A 17,798-nucleotide genomic window follows, 5' to 3' on the forward strand; every position below is an offset into this window, starting at 1 on the left:
CAACCATGCTCACCAACACCTGGCGTCAACGACTTCACGGCACCCACACCGCGTTTCGCCGCGCGGGCCTCATCATCGGCCTGGCCTCCTGCAGCGTGGTGGCCATCGCCACCATCTGGGGGTGGATCTTCAACGACCCCATCGACGTCGCAGGCCCGGCCCGCAGCGCGGTCAACCGCACCTCCCTGGTCGGCTCCTACGCCCAAGACTGTGTGACCCGTTGGCTCACCGCCACCGCATCTCACCAACAGGTCCTGCATGACTGCTGGTCGCTGCGCGACCCCATGAAGCTGCCCACCACCCCCGCGCTCATCGTCACCTCCCCGGCAGTCTCAGCGGTCACCCTGGTCAGCGACGCCGGCACCACCCAGCAGTGGAGCGTGGTGATCACCGTCTCCGAGCGCCCGTTCGAGGCCGCCACCCCCCGCACCGCCTACTACCGGCTGCCCGTCGTCTACAGCAACTACGGACTGCGGGCCAGCGCACTACCGGCCCGGGTCAACGGGCCCGGCGCCGGCGCGGACGCGCCGCTGGGCTATTCCACTGCGGTCGCCGACACCTCACCGGCTTTCACCACGGTCAGCGGATTCATCACCAGCTTTTTGACCGGCGCCGGCGGGCTGGAACGCTACGTCACCACCAACTCCGGGCTGCTGCCCGCCGCGGACTACCGCTCCGCCCAAGTCATCAAACTCATCGCCAACCACGCCCCCGGCGATCACGATGTGCCTGCTGAGGGCACCACCGTGCACGTGTTGGCCACTGTCAACGCCGTAACCAGCCAATACGCACCGCTTCAACTGGACTACCCGATCGCGTTGACCGTCACCAGCGGCCGCTGGAGCGTCTCGGGCCTCGACTATGCCCCCCTGCTCGCTCAAGGCGCCGAACTGACCCCCGTCATCCCCACCGCGGCCGCCGCGCCCCGCTAAAGGAACACCCACCATGAGCCTTCTGCATTTTCTCGACCGCCATCACCTTCTCGTACCGATCCTGATCGCCCCCTCGGTGCTGCTGTGCGCCGTGTATGTGTACCGCCGCGTCTGGGCGCCCCTCATCTGGACCACAGTGCTCACCGCGGCGCTCGTGTTCGCAGCGCCGCCTCTCGCCCACGGACACGACCGCGAATTCGGCCTTGTTGTGCCAAATTCACAATTCGGCCCGGACCGCTGAAGTAAATCGTGAAAGGAACCCTGACGTGCATACCGCATCAGCCCCAACGCTTTTGGACGCCGCCAACCAGGCTGCGGGATCTCCCCTCCTCGGCACCATCGGCCTGGGCGGGGGCGTTGTGGGCGTTGTGCTCGCCTGCTTGGCACTCGCTGTCGACTCCGTCCGTCAGGGTCGAACCGTGGTCGCGCTGGCATGGGGAGTTCTCACCCCCAGCACCACCGTCGTCATCGCCTTCGGCCCCATCCTGGGACCTCTCTCGCTGTCATTGCACTAACCACGAAAGGGAATACTGATATGAACACCGCTTCGCACACAACGGTTTTAGCCGTCGCCGACCTCGTTTCGGGCAGCCATGCCCTCTACACCATCGGGGTAGGTGTGATGGTCGTGCTTATCCTGCTCGGCGGCGGTGCACGCGCGGTCGGCTCCTTCTTCGGCGGCCGCATCGGCGCCACCGTCGGCTGGGCCCTAACCGGCGTCGTCGTCGCCGTGATCGTCGGCTCGGGTTACGCGATCTACGTCTCGACCAAACACACCGTCGATCGCACCGGCATCACCACCGGCCAATTCGGCCAATAACCCTGCGACAGAATTCCTTTCACCGCAACCGGCGACCCGGTTTCGCGGTCACAACGCGCGAGGAAAATAACCCGTGACCGAATCAGCGCAACTATTCAAAGGCGTCCACGACACCCCGGTCTACACCGACATCCTGTTCAAAAAGCCGCTGCGGCTCTGGGTGGCGGTCAGCCTCTACGGCGGCACCGCCCTCACTGTCGCGCTCACCATCCTCGCGCTGGATTCCGGGCACGCCCGCGCCATCTTGATCTACGGCCTGCTGCTCACCGCCGCCACCGCCGGGGCCGCGGCACTGATCCCCCGTCAGCGGCCCAACCTGCGCTTCCGCATTGCCACCGCCTGGCGCGCCCTGCGCCCCACCCTGGCCAGCACCGCCAGCGACCCGCTGCTGACACCGCCGCGCACCGTGATCGGCAACCTGAGCTTCACCGCCCACGGTATCTACGCCCACTACCTGATCAGTGGATTGCCCTACTACCTGCAATCCACCAAACGCCGCACCGGCGTGGCCGACAGTCACCAAGCCCTGGCCCGCGAAGTCCCCGCCGGCACCTGGGTATTCGGGCTCTCTGTACCCCAAAACCAGCGCCAGCTGCTCCGCGCCATGGTTGATGGTCACCGCGACAAGCCCGGCTGGGTCAACTCCTGCCAGCGGATGAAGCCCGTCCTCAAGGACCACCACCCCCGCACCCGCATCTACTGGCTGGCCATGCCCGTCGACGCCGGCCGCGCCGGGCACAGCCCTGCAGGTCAAGCCGCCAAACTGCGCGACTGGGTAATCGGGCGCGACAAAGACTCCGACGACTCGGTGGCCGCCTACCAGCGCCTCGCCCACGACATCATCACCGCCATTCCCGAGCAGTTCGCGCCTCAACCGGTCAGTGCGGACATGATCGACTGGTTCTGGCGCCACAACGCTTGGCGCGGAGTGTTCAACAACCCCCTACCCCGCCTTGCTACCACAGACCAGCTCGACACCGCCGCGCTGCCCGCCGCGGTTTTCGACGACGGCGACCAACACCATCGCGGCGGCCGCCTCCTGCCGCTGCATCTCATCGCAGCCGGACTCGCCGTCGCTGCCGTCGCGGCCGGCCTCCTGGTCGGACTCCCGCTAGCAGCCCCCTTCGCCGTCTTGTCCGCCGCAGCGCTGCTTGCGTGGACCGCCGGCCTCCGCCGCATCCCCTCATGGAGCAAAACCCTGCGAGTCTCCAGTCCAGAAGGCGCGTATCCCGACAGCTACCAAGCGATCCTGCCAGTCGTCGACATGCCCAAGGCCGGCATCGTGTTCCCCGGATCAGAATTTCTGCAAGCCCTCGACGACCTCGACACCGGCGCCACCTTCGACTTCGCCGTCAACCTCGTAACCGTAAGCCGCGAAATGGAATTCGTGCGCAACGACCGCGCCAAAGGCAACATCGACGACCAATTCACCCAGCGCCGCGACGTCCGCAACGGCGACGCCGAACTCATCGCCACCTGGCGCCAACTCGCCGAATACAACCGCCAGCTCGAAGCCAACATCGACGAACGGCCCCTGCACGCCGCCTTCGTCATCGCAGTCGGCGCCCCCGATCAACACACCCTGGACTACAGCGTCAAACGCCTCCGCGAAGAACTCACCCAATCTGGCCAAATCGCCATCCGCCACTACCGCGGCGCCCAAACCAAACTCTGGGCAGCCTTCAACCCCGCCGCCCCCGCCCACAAAACCACCGTCGACCAATTCACCCAACCCACCACCACCAAAAAATGGTCACGCTTCGTGCCGTTCACCTCATCCATGGTCGGCAACAGCACCGGAATCCTATTGGGATTCAACAGAAACAACGCCCTCAACAGCGCCGTGCTGCTCGACCTGCCCGCCGCCGCGCGTCGCAACCGCAACCCCTGCCTGGTGTGCAGCGGCGCGCTGGGCTACGGCAAATCCTATGCCGCCAAACGCATCACCCGCGGCGAAATCCAACGCGGCGCACAAGCATTCATCGTCGACCCCGGCACCGAGTGGGAAAAAGCCCTCGCCGATGTCGACAACAAAGCCGTCATCGACATGGCCGGCAACCAGTTCAGCTGCGACCCCCTCCGGGTTTTCCCCGCCAACGTCGCCGGCGGCTACTGGCTGGACTACATGGTTCCCATGATGAGCCTCGACCCACGCAGCGTTGGAGTGCGCCGCCTGCGCGCCATCCTGCAGGCCGACGTCGCTGCCGCGCTCGACATCACCAGCACCGCAGCGCTCATGAAATACATCAGCCACATCCAGGCCCCCTCGACCGGGCCCGACAATCGCGCCCCCCAAGTCGTCAGACTCGCCGACGACCTCGCCCCCATCCTTGCCGCCCTGCAATCCTGGGCCAGCCACGCCTTCACCCGAGCCATCTTCGACGACACGCTGCCCGTGCCCGACCTGGCCAGACTCGACGTCACGATCTGGCTCACCGGCAGCCTCGATCTGCCCACCGCCAAAGAGATGAACACCCCGCACCTCTACGAACAGCTCTCCGACCGCAAACGCGCCTCCGTGGCCATCTACGGCATGCTCGTGAGGCTAGCCAGAGTGACATTTTTCGCCGACAGCACCCGGTTTGGGCTCATCGTCCTCGAAGAAGCCTCCGCCCTACTCAACTCCCGCGCCGGCGCCGACGACGCACACCTGATCAGCCGCCAAGCTCGCAAGCACTACACAGGGTTGTTGATCATCACCCAAAATCCCATCAAAGACCTCGCGCTCATGGGTGATGAGTTCATCACCCAGCAACTGATCATGCCGTTTGAAAACGAAGACCTGGCACGCCAAGTCGCCGCCAAAGTCGGCATCCGCCTCGACGACTACCCCGACATCGAAGAATTCTTCCTCGCTCAGCCCTCCCCGGATGAGATGCGCGACCCCACCGCCTTCGACGAGGTTGACTCCGCCGCCGGGCCCAACCGCGGCGCGCGGCAAGGCTACGGATTCTTCGTCGACGAGTTCCGCCGCAAATCGCCCATCTGGGTAGCCACCGAACCCGACGCCGCCGTGCACCACGCCTACGACACCACCCCCGGGCGTGCCGTGCACGACGCCTACGACACCACCCCCGAGCGTGTGGCATGACTACCGCGCCAACAACATTCAGCCAGCGCGCCGCCGAATACCTCGGCTACCAGATGGCCACCCGCCCGCACCTGCGGCGCGTCACCACCTTCTGGCTCATCACCCACACCCTGGCTACCGCCGCGATCGGAGCCGCCCCACCCGCGGCCGCCTCCACCCTGGCCGGTGCACTGAACTGGACCGGGGTCACCGACAGCCACGGCGTCCCCGTGGGCAACTACTACCTGTCCGTGGTCAGCACGACCGAAGCCATCACCAAAGCAGGACCTGGCCTTAGCTGGGACCCGTCGAGCTGGGCCCGCTGGCTGGCCAACGCCGTCACCACCGGCATGACCCATGACGGCGTGATCGATGGCTATGACAGTTTGATTCAGGACCGGTGTGACGGCCTGATTCAGGACCACCTTCTTTCAGACCGGTGTGTTGTGACGGTTTGATTCAGGACCACCCTCGACGGTTGGCGTGTCGATTATTGGCTCGCTGTCGGAGGGTTCCGGATGGGAAGTCGTGTGGAGCTGTTCGCCCAGATACGTAGGGACGCCCGGGTCGAGGGTTTGGGTATTCGGGCGCTTGCTCGTAAGTACAAGGTTGGCCGGGATACGGTCCGGCACGCGTTGGCGAATCCGGAGCCGCCGAGGCGGAAGACACCGGTGCGGGAGTCGCCGAAACTGGGCCCGCTCAAACCTGCGATTGATGCGATGCTGCGGACCGATCTGGATGCGCCCCGCAAGCAACGCCACACTGCGACAAGGATTTGCAATCGTCTGGCCGATGAACACGGCGTTGAGGATGTGTCGTATTCGTCGGTGCGTGACTATGTCCGGGTCCGTCGTGCGGAGATCATCGCCGAGTCCGGTAAGCAGGCGCAGGAAGCGTTCGTGCCGCAGGAACACCCGCCCGGCGCTGAAGCTGAGGTTGATTTCGGCGAGGTTCACGTCATCCTCGCTGGTGTCAGAACCCGCTGCTACATGTTCGTTTTCCGAATGTCGATGTCCGGCAAGGCAGTCCATCGGGTGTATGCGACTCAGTCGCAGGAGGCGTTCCTCGAAGGCCACATCGAAGCATTCGACGTGATCGGCGGCATCCCGGTGCGCCATATCCGCTACGACAACTTGAAGTCTGCGGTCACCTCGGTGGTGTTCGGCCGCGGTCGGGGCAGGGTCGAGAACGACCGGTGGGTGCTGTTCAGATCGTTCTACGGGTTCGACCCGTTCTACTGCCAGCCGGGAGTGAAAGGCGCCCACGAGAAAGGCGGAGTCGAGGGCGAGATCGGACGTTTCCGCCGCACCTGGCTCACGCCCATGCCGGAAGTGGACTCGCTGTCAGAGCTCAACGACTACATCCGCCGCTGCGAAGCACGTGAGGATCATCGGCGGGTCACCGGCCGGCTGCACGCCGTGGGCCAGGACTTCCAGACCGAACGAGAACATCTCGCCGCTCTGCCTGCCGAGCGGTTCGACCCGGGGCTGGTGCTGCATCCACGGGTGGACCGGTCGGCGCTGATCACGGCGCGGTCGGCGAAGTACTCGGTTCCCGCCCGGTTGATCGGACGCAAAGTCAGGGTGTCGCTGCGGGCCTCGGAGTTGGTCGTCTTCGACGGCCGCACTATCGCCGCACGCCATGAACGCGTCACGACCCGCAACGGGCAATCGATCAACCTCGACCACTATCTGGAGGTGTTGCACTGCAAACCCGGCGCGTTGCCCGGCTCCACCGCGCTTGCTCAGGCCCGCGCCGCCGGCACTTTCACCGCAGCGCACGAGGCGTTCTGGCAGCAGGCCCGCCGCGTCGACGGCGATGCTGGCGGGACTCGCTCGCTAATCGACGTGCTGCTGCTGCACCGCAGCATGCGCGCTACCGATGTGATCGCCGGGATCCACGCCGCCCTGTCGGTCGGTGCCGTTTCAGCGGATGTGGTCGCGGTCGAAGCACGCCTGCATGCCGCCGGTGGTGGTCTCGAATCAGACCGTCACGCCGGTAACCATGCCAATACCGTCGATTACCGGGTCGTCAGTCTGACCCAGCGCCGCCTGGCTGATCCAGCGACCGTGATCGCCGGCCTGCCACCGACACCCGGCCGCTGCCTGACGTCGCGGCCTACGACGAGCTGCTCCAACGCAGACCCCCAACACCGCCACCCGGTGACGGAATGGAAGGAACGACTGGATCATGAGCACGGCCACGAAAGTCACCAACACCCTGCGCCGCCAACGCGGGATGACCCCACAAGCGGCCCAAGCCGCCGTCGATTCCGCATGCCGACGCCTGCGGTTGCCGACCGTGCGTGCGGTGATCGACGAAGCAGTGAAAGTCGCCGAGCGTGAACAGCTCACCTACCACGGCTTCCTCGCCGAACTGCTCCTGGCCGAATGCGATGACCGGGACCGCCGATCCACCTTGCGGCGAGTCGCAGCGGCCGGGTTTCCACGTCAGAAATGGTTCGGCGACTTCGATTTCGACGCCAACCCAAACATCAACGCCGCCACCGTACATACCGTCGCCCAAGGCGATTGGATACGCCGAGGCGACCCGCTCTGCCTGATCGGCGACTCGGGCACCGGCAAGTCCCACCTGCTCATTGGTGTGGGCACCGCCGCCGCCGAGCAAGGCTTCCGCGTCCGCTACACACTGGCGACCAAACTGGTCAACGAACTCGTCGAGGCCGCCGATGAAAAGCAACTCGCCCGCACGATCGCCCGCTACGGCCGCGTCGATCTTTTATGTATCGACGAACTCGGCTACATGGAACTCGACCGCCGGGGCGCGGAGTTGCTGTTCCAAGTACTCACTGAACGCGAGGAAAAGGCGTCAGTAGCCATCGCATCCAACGAGAGTTTCTCCGGCTGGACCAAAACCTTCACCGACCCCGACTCTGCGCCGCGATCGTCGACCGACTCACCTTCCACGGCACCATCATCGAAACCGGCACCACCTCATACCGGCTCAGCCATACCCGCGGTAGCAGCTCGCGATCACAGCCTACGAAGACGCCTGAGCCACCACCTCCTCGCCGAGGTGGTCCCGAATCAAGCCGTCACAGTGGTCCTGAGTCAGGTTGACATAGAGAGATCGAACTGCTGCAAGCCCAAGCCGGGATCTACATCTTCATGATCGCCATGTCGCTGTGGCTGCTGCGGTTCGCCATGTCCAACACGTGGCTGGTGTGGCTGGCCACCTGGTTTCGGCCGGTCTTCGAGACAATCCGGGTGATCCTTGCCGACCTGTGGGTCTTCCCCATCTGCCTGCTGCTCGGTGTCTCAGTCGGCGCCTTCCACATCCTGTGGCATGGTCGCAAAGGCTTCGGCGCCGGAATCATGGTGTCCACCATCGCCGTTGGCATCCTGGGCATCGTGCTCACCCGCGACCCGCTGTCCGACCTCTATAGCGAAAACGGGCTACTGACCCAAGGACGCAACCTCGGCTTCAGCATCTCCCAAGCAGCCTTCGCCAACGGCACCATCACTAGCGGCGGCGGCCAGGCCCAGCTCCAACACCTCACCGGCCTCATCGCCGACACCACCTTGCGAATGCCGTTACAGCTGATGAACTTCGGCACCACCGTCGATAACATCGGCACCTGCGGGGGTGCCTACACCGCTGCCATGCTCACCCCACCCAACGACGGCGACCTCGCCGGACCCGCCCACGCCATGGCCTCCTGCGGCGCACCCCAAGCCCTGTCCTTCGCCCAACACCTCAGCGGCGCCAACCTCGCCCTTGGCGCCTGCTACGGCCTCCTGGGCGCCGTCTTCGCGTTCTTCGTCTGCTACGTCACCTACAGCTACGTCATGGTGTGCTGCGCGGCCTTCGTCAACGCCCTGATGTCCATCGTGGCCGCCGCACCCGCCATGATCCACGGCCACCCGCGCCGGCGCGCCGCGCGCCGCATCACCATGTTCTTCAAACACGCCGCCCTGGTATTCGCCTACACCACCTACATCTCCCTCGCGGCCATGATCGTGCTCAAAATGGGCGCCCGCGGCGGCTACGCCGACCAGGTCGGCATGACCCACCCACTCGCGCGGCTGTTCATGATCGCCATCATCTCCGCAGTCGCCATCGGCGTGTTCTGGTGGCTCAAACGCGAACTCGGCGATCACACCCGCCAAGATTTCACCCACACCATCAGTGAACTCGTCCACCGCGGCCGCGAAGGATACCAACGCGGACAAGACGCCTACGACCGAGCCAAAGACCTCAACTCGCGCGCACCATGGGCCAAAAAACCCGACGACGACTCCTCCGATACCCCCGACGAGCCCGACCAGCCCCTCACCGGCCCCCCAGTCAACGGCCGCCCACCCGGCGGACGCCCACCCTCACCCGGGCGCGCCTCTCAACAAACCCCAGCACCACAGGCCCCCGCCGCCGCTGACGCAACGGCCTCCTCCACCGCCGGCGGGACGGCGGCCGCCGCCGATGGGGCCATGATGGCCGGTGAGGCCGCCACCGCCGTCGTGGCGCCCGAGGCCGTTGCTGCGGCCGCCGTCGCCGGTCACGTCACTCAGCGCCGCCACCGCGACCACAGCTCTACTGGTGCACAGCAACCCAGCCCTCCGGCCGGCGCCCCCAACTCTTCGCCCCAAGGTGGTCCCGCGGCGCCTGCCGGCGCCCAACCAGCGCCAACCCCAGCCCCCGGCCGGGGCGGCAGCCCCGCGCGCCCCACGAACCAGCGCGCCAACCCAGCCTCTCCGCCAGATGAGCCGCAGCGCCCCAGTACGCGCCCACAGCCGGACAGAGTCGACGTCGACGAGGACAGCACCCCCGTCAAGGGCCGTCCCACACATTGACGAGAGACCGAAATCGATTGTGGCGCAGCCCCTCTAGTATGAGGCGGTGAGCGCGTGCTCTCCACATAGTCCATATCGGTGGAGTGTAAGGCCGTTTCACCGTAGCGCAACGAGCAGACGAGAGCGCGCTGCTTGCCCTGGGTTGATGTGGATCAACTGGCCGCAGCGACCCTGCCCACGCGCCCGAGTCCTTCGGCGGCTTGGCGGTGCAGCCCGGCGGCGTAGGTGACCCTGGCAGCGATCTCTTCGTGGGGGCGATCGAGATCCTCTTCACACAGGCCGAACTCGCGCAGCTCGGCCAGCATTTCGGTGTGCTGTTGAGCTGCGCGGATTTCCTGCACGCGCTGTTGCTCGCGTAGTCGCTTGGTTAGCCACACGTCCTCGATGATGAAATAGATGACACGGTAGGCCACGTAAAGCGCTCCGAACATCACGAGGATCGCCAGGAACAGCAGCATCAGCTGGTCTGAATCGTTCATAACGTGCCTATTCTGAACGCTTTTCGGACACGGCTGCACGTAGGCCCTCGGCGAGGTCCTCGCGGGTGAGCTCTCGCAGGCGCTGCAGCTGCGCGTCGGTGACGTCGACGTCGTCGCTGGCCAGCAGCTCATCGAGCTCGGTGGTATCCAGGCGGTCGTTGCGGTGATCGCGGGCCTTTTCCACCACGTTGCGCACAAACCCGGCGTTGCCCAATACGTCTATGCCGCGGATCAAATCGCCTTCAGCGGTGAGACTTTCATCGGCATAGAACTTCTCGAAGTCCGGGCGCAGGACTTCAACGGCCTCATCGGTGGTCACGTCCTCATCTTCAGCCACCATCAGCTTGGTCAGTTCGATCAACTCTGGCGGGGTGTAACTGTGGAACTCGATCACGGTCGAAAACCGTCGTCGCAGACCTTGATTCACCTCTAGCATCCGCTCGGTGGCTTTGGCGTAGCCTGCCCCGAACACCACCAGTTCGTCGCGGTGATTCTCCATATACAGCAGCAGCGTGTTGATGATCGCGTTGCCGTAGGGGTCGCCGGTGGAGTAGCCGCGCTCATGCAAGGTGTGCATCTCGTCGAAGAACACCGCCCCACCGAGGGCTCCTTCGAGCATCTCTTCGGTGTTCTTTTCCGCATCAGCCATGTAGCGGCCCAGCAGTTTGGCGCGGCTGGTCTCCACCACCAGCGGTTTGCGCAGCACCTTCAGGCCGCACAGCTGCTTGGTGAAAGCCCGTGCGACAGAGGTCTTTCCGGTTCCCGGCGGGCCCAGCAGCAGGGTGTGTCGAGAGGTGACCGGCACCCGCAACCCGACCTTGGTGCGGGCCAGATTGACCTTCGTGGTCGAGCGGATGCGTTTGATTTCTCGTTTGGCCGTCTCCATGCCCAGCATGGCGTCCAGCTCGGCTTGCCCTTCGGCCAGATACTCCGAGGCCTTTTCGGCGTCGCGGGCAGTTTCGGCCTCTAGTCGGCTCGGGGCGCTCGCGGGGTCCCACGGGTCGGTGCGGGCCTCGATGGTTTCTGGGTCGGTCAGCACCAGGCGTCGGCTCGGGTCGTCGATCGCTTCGCGGGCGGGGGCGAATTTCGGGTCGCGGGAATAGACGCGGCGCAGCAGCTGGGCGGCCTCGTCCTCGCGGCCCAAGTGACGAAGACACATCGCTTGGGTGTAGAGGATCACCGTGGCCGCCGGTGGTACGCGGTCATCGCGGGCAGCTTTGTCGCCGCGGCGAAACGCATCCTCGAATACCCCCAGCGACGCTAGCGCTGTGGTGGCCATCGCGGTGGCCGCGCATTCGTACTCGGGCCGATACCAACGTTTGTCGACCGGGAACAGGCGCAGCACATCGCTCCAGCGTTGGGTTCGGAAATGCAACAGCCCGCAGGCGTAGGTGTGCATGTCGGCGTCAAACGGATCGGTCGGCTTGGTCGCCGAGCTCAGCAGCTCGTGGGCTTGGCTGTAGTTGGCTTCCCGGATCAACACGGTCGCGTATGCGCAACGCAGGGCATCCGCTGAGCCGATCGGCAACTGCAAAAACAGGCCGTCGAACACCAGCGGGCGAAAGTCTGCGCCCAACACCCCCAGCCGGCGGATCTCCCGGCCGAAGGTTTCTGCGGCTGCCCAGCCTCCGGCCAGTACTTCCACGCTGTCTTCACCGGCGAGTACCCGGCCCATCCAGCCGTCACACACGCCCGGGTCGGCCCGGGTGACCGTGCGGAACATGTCGGCGGCCACCTGGCGGTTATGGCTGGGCACCAGACCGTCCACGCCGATGCCCGATGCCAACAGGCCGCGGCGAAAGGCGCTGCGAGCCGGGGATTCTGCCTCAATACCTGTCATGATCAGCTACGAATCTAACCGGTTAGGCGGCCCGCCGGGGGCCGGCCTCGAGCAAGCGGCGCTCATAATCGAGGTTGATCCGGAGCCGATGCTGAAACGCCCACGTGCGGATCACCGCCGCACCCGGGCCTTCCTGTTCGATATGGATGTCAGCGCCGCTGGCCGACCGCTTGTCCACGGTGCGCACCGTGACGGCCGCCCCCGCCGGCACCGAGCCCGCCACCTCGTCGTAGACGATCACATACGGGTACTGCGAGGCCGGCAACTGCTCGACCAGCCCGGCCGCGTCGACCACCTGCAACCCGGCCGCAATGACCTGACGCCACCGCCCGGGCCGCTGCGTGCAGACCAGCACCTGGTATCCGGTTGCGGCCGCACGCAATGACACCTGCACCAGCAAGGCGAACTCGCCGCAGATTGTCACGGTGGCCAGCTCAGTCGGATCACTGAGGTCGACCAGCAGCGGGTGACCGCTGGGAAGCGTGCCAACGATGATGCCCGTTGCGCCGATCGGTACCGCCACCTTTTCGTTGGCCGCCAGTTCGCGCGCCGGCACCGCCAGCCCGCCATTGCCCGCGCTCAACAGCCCGGCGCGCAGCCCGGCGTCATGACGACCCACAAACGGGTTCAGCCCGGTCAGCGGCGGCTCAGCCAGCGGCCCGCCGCTGTGATAGCGCACCATCACCCCCACGGCCGTAGCGCCGGTATCGGCGCGGCGCACCTGGATCGAGACCACCGTGGCATCGGTCTCCGGCGCCCACAGCCGGTCAATCGTGGTGCTCGAAATGTCGCGTGGCGACATCCAATAGGTCTGCACGTAGCCGCCGGCGTGACGCAGCCGGCTCCACCCTGGCGTCAATCCGTTCGGGTCGATCCCGGCCAGCAGCGCCTCATCGGCGGAGCGGATCTGGGCCGCGGTCAACACCCGCGCCGGGATACGCAGGCTGGTCAGTTCTGCGGCCAGCCATTCGGCGGCCGCGCTCATTGTGGCCGCCACAGACTCGCGCCACACGATCGCCCGCGCACTGGCCAGCGCGTCCAGGCGCACGACCAGCCAGGTGCGGCGCTGCCCGACCGCGGGATGATCACCCACCGCCCCTGAATACACCGGGGCATACGGGTGGTGGCTTTTGGATGCCCGGCGCACCCCAGCGCTGACGATGTCGATGCCTTCTAAGGTGACATCGAACTGTTCCAGCCCGGCGGCCACCGCCTCAAGCGGCAGCTTCGTCATCGACTCGACCCGGGAATAATCGAGCGCCGAGGGACTGTGTGGTGGCCCGTCGACGGCCACCACCGCCACCAAATGTGGCCCCACAGCACGGATTCCGACCCGCCCTGAGCCGAAGTGGCGCTCGTAGTCGGCCAGCTCGCCGTCCGGCAGATCAGCTACGTGCCGTTTGCTCACTGATCGCCACGCCAGCGTCAACAGTGCTGCACCGCGCCAACGCAGCAACGCCAGCAGCGACACCACAAGGGCGAGCGCGGCGCCGGCCCACCAGCCCGGGCGGCCCGCCACGGCCGCCCCGGTGGCCACTAATGCGACGTCGACGACGAACAGCGCCACCAGGCGCGGCCAGCCGGCCGCCACGCTTAACGGGAAGGTCGACCTCATCACCGCGCTCCTCGTCGCCGCATCAGCGCTGCTGAGCCCAGCACCAGCGAACACACCAGCGCCAGTCCGCCCACACCAGCGGCGGCTACCCACACGGGGGTCATGTCGCGGCCCACCTTGGGCGGGGCCAGCACAAGGGGTGCCGCCAGGTGTTGGGGCCCAACAGGTTCACCGGGGGGCAGGTCATAGGTCAGGGCGGCTACCGGGTCGACGATGCCGTGCCCGACCTGGTTATCCACCCCGCGCGCCGGTGCCCGGGCGGTTGAGAGCAGCCGGTTGATCACCTGATGGGCGGTCAGCTGCGGATACTTCGCGCGCACCAGCGCGGCCACGCCGGATACGATCGCCGCTGAAAACGAGGTGCCCGACTGCGGCACCAGCGTGTTCTTGCTGCCCTCGACCGCGTTCATCAGCCCGTCATCGCGCGGTGAGAGGCTTTCGATGTCAGTGCCTGGCGCCGCGATCGACACCCAGGGTCCGGCCACGCTGCCGTCCAGCGGAGCGCCGGTGGCATCCACCTCGCCGACGGTGAGCACATAGTCGGAAAACCACGCCGGAGTAACGACCGTGGTCACTCCCGCCCAATCGCGAGGATCGTTGGGATTCAACGGGTTATAGATCGGATTCTGTTTGCAGTCGTTGCCCATGGCAGCGCTTTCGTTGCCGACATTGCCGGCCGCGGCCACGATCACCGCGTTGCGGTCCACGGCCGCGTAGTGAATCGCCGCGCCCAAGTCGCGCTGATCAATCACGTCGGTCGCGCTCATACACGACACCTCCGAAATGTTGATCACCGTGGCACCCATGTTGGCCGCATGCACGATCGCACGAGCCATCGTGCGGATATCGCCCGCCTTGCGCCGGGTCGCCGGGTCTTGGTTGCCTGCGAAAGCGTCCTTGGGAGAGAACGCTTTTGAGCTTTGCCGGATGGAGATGATCTGCACATCAGGGGCCACACCAGAAAACCCGTCCGCAGCCGGCGCCGGCGGCGGCGGGGGCTCCGGCGGGCCAGGCGGCGCGGGTGGCACCGGATCATCAGGACCAGGCGCGGGACTCTGCGGGGATAGTTTCGGGTGACCGGCGGGCAGCACCACCGTGGGAGTCGCGCGAGGATGCCAGCTCGCCCCGTCTGGGGGTGGAGGCGGAGGCGGGGGCGGCAGCTGCACCGTCACGGTCTGCGGTGGCGGCGGGGGCGGCGGCGCCTCGGTAGTGGGCACCGTCTCAGGACGGCGGGCCTGGCGCGGCGGGGGCAGCGGCGTCTTGCCATCGGCGGGCTGGGCCGCAATCAGTGAGGCCACGATCATCCCGTGAGCATCACAGTCGGACAAGCCATCGCCGGGCATCACATAGTCGCCGCCACCGACAAGGTCGGTCAGCCGCGGATGCGGGGTGACGCCGGTGTCGATCACAGCCACCTTCTGCCCCGCCCCGCGCCCAAACCGCCACGCCTCAGCCAAATCCAGCATGTCCATGTAATGCGGCTGCACCCGATAGTCCGTACCCGCCAGCGTGCCCACCTTCGGGCAAAACGCACCCTGGCGCATCGGTTGATCCGGACCCGGCGGCCCATCGGGCGGAGTTGCGCCCACATCAATCTGCGGGGGCTCCACCGCCCCCGCAGCCGGGGCGCCCCACAACCCGGTCAACCCCACCACGGCGACAGCCGATACCGCCGCACAGGCTTTTTGTGCACGACTCACCGAACAACCACCCCCGCTATCGGTACCGTATCGCGGCCAGCACACCCATCAGCCAAAACGCCAACGGGAAAATCCCTGTCAGGCAGACATATTCGACCCACTCAACGATCTTGCGGAACGTCGGGGTGTAGAAGCGGTTGGGCACCACCACACCGGCCACCAAGCCAGCCACCGGGACGGCCACCATCGCCGATACCCCCGCGAGCAATGCCGGCATCGTCCACAACCCCAACACATAGCGCCCGGCCACCCCGATCACCAATGCCACGGCAGCCAGCGCGAAGATCGTCGCCTGCCAGCGATCGGTGAACGAACGGCCGCGCAGCAGCACCGCGACCGCCACCAGCCCCGCCAACACCAGCGGCAGCCAGCGTCGCGGCGCATGCGGATCGCACAACCCGACGCTGCACACCACCACCAAACCTGTTGTCGCAACCAGCAACCCGGTCAGATAGGAGTGGGCCCGGTCGGTGGCCACCGTCACCTCACGCACCGACTCAGGCCCAGCGAACGTGGCCACCTGACCGCTGGCCACCGCATGATCAGCCGGCAAATCCGGACGCGCCTCAAAAATCCACTGGCCCGACGCTGAAGGGAAGACCGGCAGCCGAATCCCGGCCACCCAGCGCGCCACCGTGGGCGACACATGCATCCCGATCAGCGACACCAGCAGCACGACCGCCAACAGGATCGGCGCCGAGGTCACCAGCACCATACGCACCGAACCCACCACAACACCGACTGCCGCAGTGACGATCACCGTCGTGCCTAACGCGATATGGCGGCCGGTGAACCGCACTACCAGCACCGCGGCGACCAACGCGCTCGCCAATCCCAACGCCGCGTGCGGGGCACCCATCGGCCCCGGTACCGCAGCAGCAGCCCCCACCGCCAACGGTAGGCATCCGGTCAACAACAGCGCGTCACCGACGCCGCGCGCCAGCCGACTGGCTTGGCGCACCAAGATGATCACCGCCGCCGCCAGCAGCAGCGCAGCCAGCCCGCCACAATAGATCGCCGGCGCCCAGCCCAGATGCCCGTAACGCCAACGCCCCAGCACGGCCGTGGCGGCCAGCACGCCGGCCACCACCATGCCCGCGCCCACACGCGCCGCCCACACCGGCGTGACAGCAGGCCAGCGTTTGCTCAGCTCAGCGGCCACCGCCGAGGTGACATGTTCGACGACGTTGATCCGGGCCTCGGTGTCCGCGGCGAACCGCAGCCACAACCGGCTGCCGTCGCTGACCCCTTGGGCGGCCAAAGACAGGCCTGGCTTCAGGGGGCTCCCATCGACCCAGCACAGCGTCCAGCGGCCCCGCGGGCCTGCCGTCAACGCCGGCTCCCCCAGTTCACCGAGCCGAGTGTTGACCAGATCCACCAGCGCCGCCAACTGCACTGACACTGAGGCGGTGGCATCCAACACCACCCCGATCTTGGTGGCCCCCGCGATGACCGCCACCAACACCCGATCAGGCAGGGCCGGCGCAGCCGCCGCCGTGACAGGGTTGTCGTGCTGCCGCTCGAGGGTCACGCGCTCAGCGCCCCCGCGCTCGGGAACCCTTCGGCCAGCTCGGCCGCCAGCTCCAAAAACGCCAACCGAGTGCGCTTGTGCAAGGCCGGAAAATCGAGCGTATCCGCGTCGCGCAAATGCGCATCCCACGGGATCGTCTTCACCGAACGCACCCGCGGCCCCAGCGTCTCGGTGATATGGGAGATAAACGCCTTAGACGCGCAGTCATGGATGTCGTTGAGCACAATCACCGAGCGCTTGAGCAGTTCGTGACCGTTGCGTGCGGCCAGCCACTCCACCGTGGTCTCGACCGCCAGGCCGCCCTCGGCGTTGCAGCTGCCGATGATCATCAACGCGTCGGTGTTCGACAACACTGTTTTGAAAAATTCGGTCTCGACTTCGGCACCGCAATCCACCAGTGTCAGTTGGTAAAAGCGCCGCGTCAACTCAGCGGTGTCGTAGAACACATCCTTGTCCAGGTCCATCGGGTTGGCCACATTCTGGTTGCCCGGCAACACTTCTAGGCCCTGCGGATTCTTCCCGGTGTAGTGACGAGCCTTGGGATAGTCGACAACCACCTCCTTGGCCGCAAGCAGATCGCCAAGCGAGTTCACCGCCTCGCGATCAACGAAGCGACCCAGGCCCCCGTAGGTGGTGTCGGCGTCGATCGCCAAGACCGGCTGCCCACGCTCAAAGGCGAACACGGTGCCCACACCGGCAGTCACCCGCGTCTTGCCGACACCGCCTTTGATCGAAATCGCCGCGATCTGATACGTGCCGGGAATGTTGGAAGCCACACGAGACTTCCAGTCGATCAGTTGACGCTCATGAGCACCCGCACCCAGATTGACCAGCCCACCTGTGCAGGCGTGAACCGCCTTGCGCCACCCCATTTTCGCCGGTTCGCGGCGCCTTTTCACGACCTCCTCGACCTGGACATGCCGGGTGGGTGCCGAGCTGGGAGTGCGAAGATCTGGCCGCGGCGCCCACCGTTGCTCGGGGTCCACACGCGGGGGTGACC

Annotated in this window: 13 protein-coding genes and 2 pseudogenes; 9 read left to right on the forward strand and 6 right to left on the reverse strand. The window is 66.2% G+C overall.

Features of this window, described 5'->3' with window-relative positions:
- Window positions 1-5: 5 nt before the first annotated feature.
- The 9 genes and pseudogenes from MKCMC460_RS29135 to MKCMC460_RS29175 all read left to right on the forward strand — a co-directional run bounded on the left by MKCMC460_RS29135 (window position 6) and on the right by MKCMC460_RS29175 (window position 9,633).
- Complete coding sequence (locus MKCMC460_RS29135; RefSeq protein ID WP_015388862.1) at window positions 6-932, forward strand: conjugal transfer protein; 927 nt, start codon at window positions 6-8, stop codon at window positions 930-932.
- A gap of 13 nt (window positions 933-945) precedes the next feature.
- Entirely contained in the window at window positions 946-1,173 is a 228-nt protein-coding gene (locus tag MKCMC460_RS29140; RefSeq protein WP_015388863.1) for a hypothetical protein, read from the forward strand.
- Window positions 1,174-1,198: 25 nt separating this feature from the next.
- Window positions 1,199-1,447 (forward strand): hypothetical protein, encoded by a 249-nt coding sequence (locus MKCMC460_RS29145; RefSeq protein ID WP_139808194.1) that lies wholly within the window; start codon window positions 1,199-1,201, stop codon window positions 1,445-1,447.
- Window positions 1,448-1,467: 20 nt separating this feature from the next.
- Complete coding sequence (locus tag MKCMC460_RS29150; RefSeq protein ID WP_007172329.1) at window positions 1,468-1,752, forward strand: hypothetical protein; 285 nt, start codon at window positions 1,468-1,470, stop codon at window positions 1,750-1,752.
- A 73-nt stretch (window positions 1,753-1,825) separates the two neighbouring features.
- Complete coding sequence (locus MKCMC460_RS29155; protein WP_015388865.1) at window positions 1,826-4,843, forward strand: ATP-binding protein; 3,018 nt, start codon at window positions 1,826-1,828, stop codon at window positions 4,841-4,843.
- The gene (locus tag MKCMC460_RS29160; RefSeq protein WP_238306171.1) at window positions 4,840-5,280 is read left to right on the forward strand and encodes a hypothetical protein; all 441 of its coding nucleotides are present in this window, start codon (window positions 4,840-4,842) and stop codon (window positions 5,278-5,280) included. Before MKCMC460_RS29155 ends, MKCMC460_RS29160 begins: the two co-directional genes overlap by 4 nt.
- A gap of 60 nt (window positions 5,281-5,340) precedes the next feature.
- Window positions 5,341-7,016 (forward strand): annotated as a pseudogene (gene istA / locus MKCMC460_RS29165) (IS21 family transposase).
- Window positions 7,013-7,809: pseudogene (gene istB, locus MKCMC460_RS29170) on the forward strand (IS21-like element helper ATPase IstB); the annotation flags it as partial. The pseudogenes istA and istB, both read left to right, overlap by 4 nt.
- 141 nt (window positions 7,810-7,950) lie before the next feature.
- Window positions 7,951-9,633, forward strand: a complete 1,683-nt coding sequence (locus tag MKCMC460_RS29175; protein ID WP_238306172.1) for a hypothetical protein — start codon at window positions 7,951-7,953, stop codon at window positions 9,631-9,633.
- Window positions 9,634-9,785: 152 nt separating this feature from the next.
- Here the strand turns inward: MKCMC460_RS29175 and MKCMC460_RS29180 are convergent, their stop codons facing one another.
- Genes MKCMC460_RS29180 through MKCMC460_RS29205 form a run of 6 tightly spaced genes read right to left on the reverse strand, consistent with a single transcriptional unit; the run spans window position 9,786 to window position 17,697 of the window.
- Window positions 9,786-10,112, reverse strand: a complete 327-nt coding sequence (locus MKCMC460_RS29180) for a hypothetical protein (protein ID WP_015388867.1) — start codon at window positions 10,110-10,112, stop codon at window positions 9,786-9,788.
- 7 nt (window positions 10,113-10,119) lie between these two features.
- Window positions 10,120-11,952, reverse strand: coding sequence for a type VII secretion AAA-ATPase EccA (gene eccA, locus MKCMC460_RS29185; RefSeq protein ID WP_015388868.1), 1,833 nt, complete (start codon window positions 11,950-11,952; stop codon window positions 10,120-10,122).
- 22 nt (window positions 11,953-11,974) lie between these two features.
- Window positions 11,975-13,567 (reverse strand): type VII secretion protein EccE, encoded by a 1,593-nt coding sequence (gene eccE / locus MKCMC460_RS29190; RefSeq protein ID WP_081656391.1) that lies wholly within the window; start codon window positions 13,565-13,567, stop codon window positions 11,975-11,977.
- Window positions 13,567-15,267, reverse strand: coding sequence for a type VII secretion-associated serine protease mycosin (gene mycP, locus MKCMC460_RS29195; RefSeq protein WP_081656392.1), 1,701 nt, complete (start codon window positions 15,265-15,267; stop codon window positions 13,567-13,569). The genes eccE and mycP overlap by 1 nt, the downstream gene beginning before the upstream one ends.
- Window positions 15,268-15,283: 16 nt before the next feature.
- Window positions 15,284-16,798 carry a type VII secretion integral membrane protein EccD gene (gene eccD, locus MKCMC460_RS29200; RefSeq protein WP_015388871.1) on the reverse strand — a complete coding sequence of 505 codons (1,515 nt, stop codon included), beginning with the start codon at window positions 16,796-16,798 and terminating at the stop codon, window positions 15,284-15,286.
- Window positions 16,795-17,697, reverse strand: coding sequence for a MinD/ParA family protein (locus tag MKCMC460_RS29205; RefSeq protein WP_139803258.1), 903 nt, complete (start codon window positions 17,695-17,697; stop codon window positions 16,795-16,797). Before MKCMC460_RS29205 ends, eccD begins: the two co-directional genes overlap by 4 nt.
- Between the last annotated feature and the right edge of the window lie 101 nt (window positions 17,698-17,798).

The organism is Mycobacterium sp. 20KCMC460 (assembly GCF_022179425.1).
Taxonomy (GTDB): domain Bacteria; phylum Actinomycetota; class Actinomycetes; order Mycobacteriales; family Mycobacteriaceae; genus Mycobacterium; species Mycobacterium kiyosense.

Bases quoted from the DNA above. Each gene is read 5' to 3' on its own strand.
- MKCMC460_RS29135 (WP_015388862.1), top strand. From the start codon at position 6: ATGCTCACCAACACCTGGCGTCAACGACTTCACGGCACCCACACCGCG.
- MKCMC460_RS29140 (WP_015388863.1), top strand. From the start codon at position 946: ATGAGCCTTCTGCATTTTCTCGACCGCCATCACCTTCTCGTACCGATC.
- MKCMC460_RS29150 (WP_007172329.1), top strand. From the start codon at position 1,468: ATGAACACCGCTTCGCACACAACGGTTTTAGCCGTCGCCGACCTCGTT.
- MKCMC460_RS29160 (WP_238306171.1), top strand. From the start codon at position 4,840: ATGACTACCGCGCCAACAACATTCAGCCAGCGCGCCGCCGAATACCTC.
- MKCMC460_RS29175 (WP_238306172.1), top strand. From the start codon at position 7,951: ATGATCGCCATGTCGCTGTGGCTGCTGCGGTTCGCCATGTCCAACACG.
- MKCMC460_RS29180 (WP_015388867.1), bottom strand. From the start codon at position 10,112: ATGAACGATTCAGACCAGCTGATGCTGCTGTTCCTGGCGATCCTCGTG.
- eccA (WP_015388868.1), bottom strand. From the start codon at position 11,952: ATGACAGGTATTGAGGCAGAATCCCCGGCTCGCAGCGCCTTTCGCCGC.
- eccE (WP_081656391.1), bottom strand. From the start codon at position 13,567: ATGAGGTCGACCTTCCCGTTAAGCGTGGCGGCCGGCTGGCCGCGCCTG.